The organism is Acinetobacter sp. UBA2063, assembly GCF_002333245.1.
Taxonomy (GTDB): domain Bacteria; phylum Pseudomonadota; class Gammaproteobacteria; order Pseudomonadales; family Moraxellaceae; genus Acinetobacter; species Acinetobacter parvus.
In genome coordinates, this window is the sequence record NZ_DDAH01000269.1 from 652 (window position 1) to 5,016 (window position 4,365).

The 4,365-nt window shown below is 42.1% G+C and carries 4 protein-coding genes; 1 reads left to right on the top strand and 3 read right to left on the bottom strand.

Going from position 1 to position 4,365, the window contains the following annotated elements; all coding sequences use genetic code 11:
* The 3 genes from B4H32_RS12575 to B4H32_RS12585 form a co-directional block, all read right to left on the bottom strand.
* On the bottom strand, positions 1 to 309 hold a 309-nt coding region (locus tag B4H32_RS12575), incomplete at its 3' end, for an amino acid permease (RefSeq protein WP_286803365.1).
* Between the two features lie 278 nt (positions 310 to 587).
* Complete coding sequence (locus tag B4H32_RS12580; RefSeq protein ID WP_004756048.1) at positions 588 to 1,613, bottom strand: methyltransferase; 1,026 nt, start codon at positions 1,611 to 1,613, stop codon at positions 588 to 590.
* Between the two features lie 62 nt (positions 1,614 to 1,675).
* The gene (locus tag B4H32_RS12585; RefSeq protein WP_004681682.1) at positions 1,676 to 3,034 is read right to left on the bottom strand and encodes a uracil-xanthine permease family protein; all 1,359 of its coding nucleotides are present in this window, start codon (positions 3,032 to 3,034) and stop codon (positions 1,676 to 1,678) included.
* Positions 3,035 to 3,211: 177 nt separating this feature from the next.
* Here B4H32_RS12585 and B4H32_RS12590 point away from each other — a divergent pair.
* On the top strand, positions 3,212 to 4,365 hold a 1,154-nt coding region (locus B4H32_RS12590), incomplete at its 3' end, for a GTP-binding protein (RefSeq protein ID WP_286803369.1).

Here is a 4,365-nt window from a genome sequence, read left to right on the forward strand (position 1 = left end):
CCAGTTATACCAGTAGTTCCAACCCAGTGCGAAACCAAAACCCTCTTCGACATAGCGGCTGCCATAGGTAAAGAATGCACCAGAGCTTGGGTTATGGGTGGCGAGTTCTCCCAGACTGGTCATCAGAAAATAAATCATGATACCAATTAAAGCATATGCCAATAACGCACCACCTGGACCTGCGGTGGCAATGGTAGAACCCGAAGCAAGGAATAAGCCTGTGCCAATTGAACCGCCAATGGCAATCATATTTAGGTGGCGTGCCCCAAGCTTACGCTGGAGATGCTGGGGAGCAGATGTATCGCTCATAAAAATTCCTTAAACTGTATAAGGGTCTGTTGACACTTTATATATGGGTTGCGTTATAGGCTGAAATTTCATCAATCAAGGCATGAAACGAAAGTAATAGCGACTCTATTACTAAGTTTCATAACGAAGAGTGAGGGAATTTCAACCATAACCCTTCGGGGCAGGAATATTTTTTGCCGCTATAGCGTTATGGCTGATTCATTTAGAATCACTAAATTTCATCACCCATGCCTTATACCGCCTAAAAAATATTCTCTGCCGCAACCATAGATAAAGTATCAGCTGACCCTGTTTGCACAGGCATATAACACCTTGAATCCCTGTTGATCTGCTTTCACAAGACATTGACCAAAGCTCTGCTCAATCAGAGGTGGATAATTTAGAAAACGATTAGCCACGATCCATAGTTCACCTGAGCTTTTCAGATGCTTTTTCGCCAATTGGCAGAGTTCTTCACTTGCATCGTAATTGGTATGAATACCTTGATGAAAAGGTGGATTACTGACGATGGCATCTAGATCTTTAGGTGCATCAACAAAACCTGTGACAGGCTGTAGATGTAGCTGTGTTAAATTTAAACCGTTTCGTTGAAAGGTCAGTTCAGTGGAGCGTAATGCAAATGCATCAACATCAAGTGCAAAAATGTGCTGGTTTGGATTAAGTTTGGCTAAATAAGCACTAATAATTCCAGCACCGCAACCAAAGTCGGCAATCTTGCCTGATTTTATTTGATTCAGGTAAGGCAATAGTACGGCTGTACCGACATCTAAATGGTCTTGACTAAATACACCCGGTAAAGCACAGATTTCGAGCTGTTCTTGATTGACTTGCACAATATAGTTTTTTAACCAATGGTCAAGTGGTTTGTGTATTTCAGTCTTTTCAATTTTCATGTGCCAAAGTTGACAATGACGTGCGCTGTCAAGTTTGAAAGCTTTGCCATACTGCAACAGCTGTTTTGCAGCACGTTCAACACCGCCTTTTTTTTCACCTACTAAAAATACGCTTTGACCGAGTGTTAACTGGCTAACCACGACATGAAGAATATAATTCAATAACTCTTTAGATTTTGGAACGAAAATAACAACCTGATCAAAACTTGCTTGTGGAAACTCAACTGAAAAATATGAATTTATACCACCGCTTTGAAAACCTTGATGATCAGCATAATTCCAAGTCCAGACAGACGCTTGTACTTGACTAGGTAAATTTTTGGCGAGTTGGTCGTTGGGCGCATTAATCAGTAAAACTTGCCCATTTAAATAATCTTGTTGTCGTAAAACGACTTCACTACGTGGATCCATTTTGATCTCTCATCAAAAACAAAGCCCAGTGGTGAAACTGGGCAATTACGATGGTTAAAAGACTATTTTTGAGTTTCAGGTAAAACAATATTTAAAATCAACGCGGCAATACCACCCGTTGCAACACCTGAGCTGAAAATGTTTTTGAATAATTCAGGAAGATGTTCAAGGATTTGTGGAACTTGTGCTACACCTAAACCTAATGCAAGTGAAATCGCAATAATCAGCAAAGCGCGGCGGTCTAACTGGATGCTGGCAAGGATATTGATTCCAGACGCAGCAACAGCACCGAACATCACCATTACCGCACCACCGAGCACAGCTTGGGGTACAGCCTGAATGACCGCTGCAACAGCAGGGAATAGTCCCAAAATAATTAGCAGCATGGCAATCCAGATCCCGACATAACGGCTTGCGACCCCTGTCAGTTGAATGACACCATTGTTTTGAGCAAACACAGAACTTGGGAATGTATTGAAAATACCCGCCAGAAATGAGTTGGCACCATTGACCAATACACCACCCTTAATTCGTTGCATCCAGATTGGACCATCAACAGGCTGATTGGAAATTTTACTGGTGGCGGTCACATCACCAATCGCTTCCAGTGAAGTGACCAAATAGATAAATGCCATTGGAATAAACAGGCTCCATGAAAAGCTTAATCCAAAGTGCATTGGGATGGGAATCTGGATCAGTGGCGCATCCTGCAACACAGAAAAGTTTAAATGTCCCATAAATCCAGCAAGGATATAACCAATGACCAAAGCAATTAAAATTGCTGAACTTTTCACCCAAATTATACGGATACGATTGAGTAGAATAATAATTCCCAGCACAGTACAGGACATGATCAGGTTATCTGCATTGGCAAAGGTATTGTCCTGCATCGCAGTATAACCACCGCCCATGCTGATCAAACCTTCTTTAATCAAGGTTAAGCCAATCAGCAAAACCACAATGCCTGTCACAAGTGGAGTAATCAGCTTTTTAACCCAGGGTAGAATTCTGGAGACACCCATTTCGATGAATGAACCCGCAATTACCACCCCAAAAATAGCTGCCATCACCTGTTCAACGGATGTCCCTGCTGCAACCATGGCACTACCGATTCCAATAATCGGACCAATAAAATTGAAGCTGGTCCCTTGCACAATCAGCAATCCTGCACCAAATGGTCCAACTTTTTTGCACTGTAAAAAGGTCGCAATCCCTGAAATAATCAATGACATGGACAGGATCATGTTGGTGTCTTCGCGGGACACGCCAAGTGCCAGACAGATCAATAACCCTGGGGTTACGATAGGCACTAGGATTGCCAAAAGATGCTGTAATGCGGCTAAAAATGCAACAAAAGGTTTCGGTTGATCATTGAGTCCATAGACCAGATCAAGCTGTTGTTGAGGTTGGGAATTTGGCATGGGAGTATAAAAAAGCGATAAGCATTAGTGGAATATTCTAATAGAGTTGGCCTACTTTACCAACGATTCTGTAACGTTTCGTCAGAAAAAAAGTACTCTGTCAATAAACTGTCACTACTAAAGTTTAGGATTCTTCTGTATAATTTGCCCTCAAATTTAAAGCGTATCGAATTTTACATGTCAGATATTAAAACTCTCCGTAACATTGCCATTATTGCGCACGTCGATCATGGTAAAACGACTCTTGTAGACAAACTTTTACAACAATCAGGTGCTCTTGGTGATCGCGCAGGCGAGATTGAACGTGTTATGGATTCTAACGCGCTTGAGTCTGAACGTGGTATTACCATTCTTGCAAAAAACACTGCAATCAAATGGTTAGATGCACGTACCAACACTGAATATCGCATCAACATCGTTGACACCCCAGGACACGCCGACTTCGGTGGTGAAGTTGAACGTGTAATGTCGATGGTTGACTGCGTATTGCTTCTGGTTGACTCTCAGGAAGGTCCGATGCCACAAACTCGTTTCGTAACGCAAAAAGCGTTCGCACGTGGTTTGAAGCCAATCGTAATTATTAACAAAGTTGACAAGCCAAGTGCTCGTTGTGATTGGGTTATTGATCAAGTATTTGATTTATTTGATAACTTGGGTGCAACTGATGAGCAATTGGATTTCCCAATCGTTTATGCTTCAGGTCTTCGTGGTGTTGCAGGTCCATCACCAGAGGAACTTGCTGATGATATGACACCATTGTTCCAAACAATTGTAGATATCGTAGAACCACCAGCAGTTGATGTTGATGGTCCGTTCCAAATGCAGATTTCTTCACTTGACTATAACAGCTTCGTTGGTGTGATCGGCGTTGGTCGTATTCAACGTGGTTCTGTAAAGTTAAACACCCAAGTGACTGTGATTGATAAAGAAGGTAAGACACGTAACGGTCGTATCCTTAAAATTATGGGTTACCACGGTTTAGAGCGTGTTGATGTTGAATCTGCATCAGCAGGCGATATCATCTGTATTACAGGTATTGATGCACTCAATATTTCTGACACGATTTGCGACCCGAAAAATGTTGAAGCGTTACCGCCATTGTCTGTAGATGAACCTACAGTTTCGATGACGTTCCAAGTGAACAACTCACCATTTGCGGGTAAAGAAGGTAAATTCGTGACTTCACGTAATATTCGTGAACGTCTTGACCGCGAATTGATTCACAATGTGGCATTACGTGTTGAAGATACGGATAGTCCAGACCGTTTCAAGGTTTCTGGTCGTGGTGAACTTCACCTTTCAGTATTGATTGAAAACATGCGTCGTGAAGG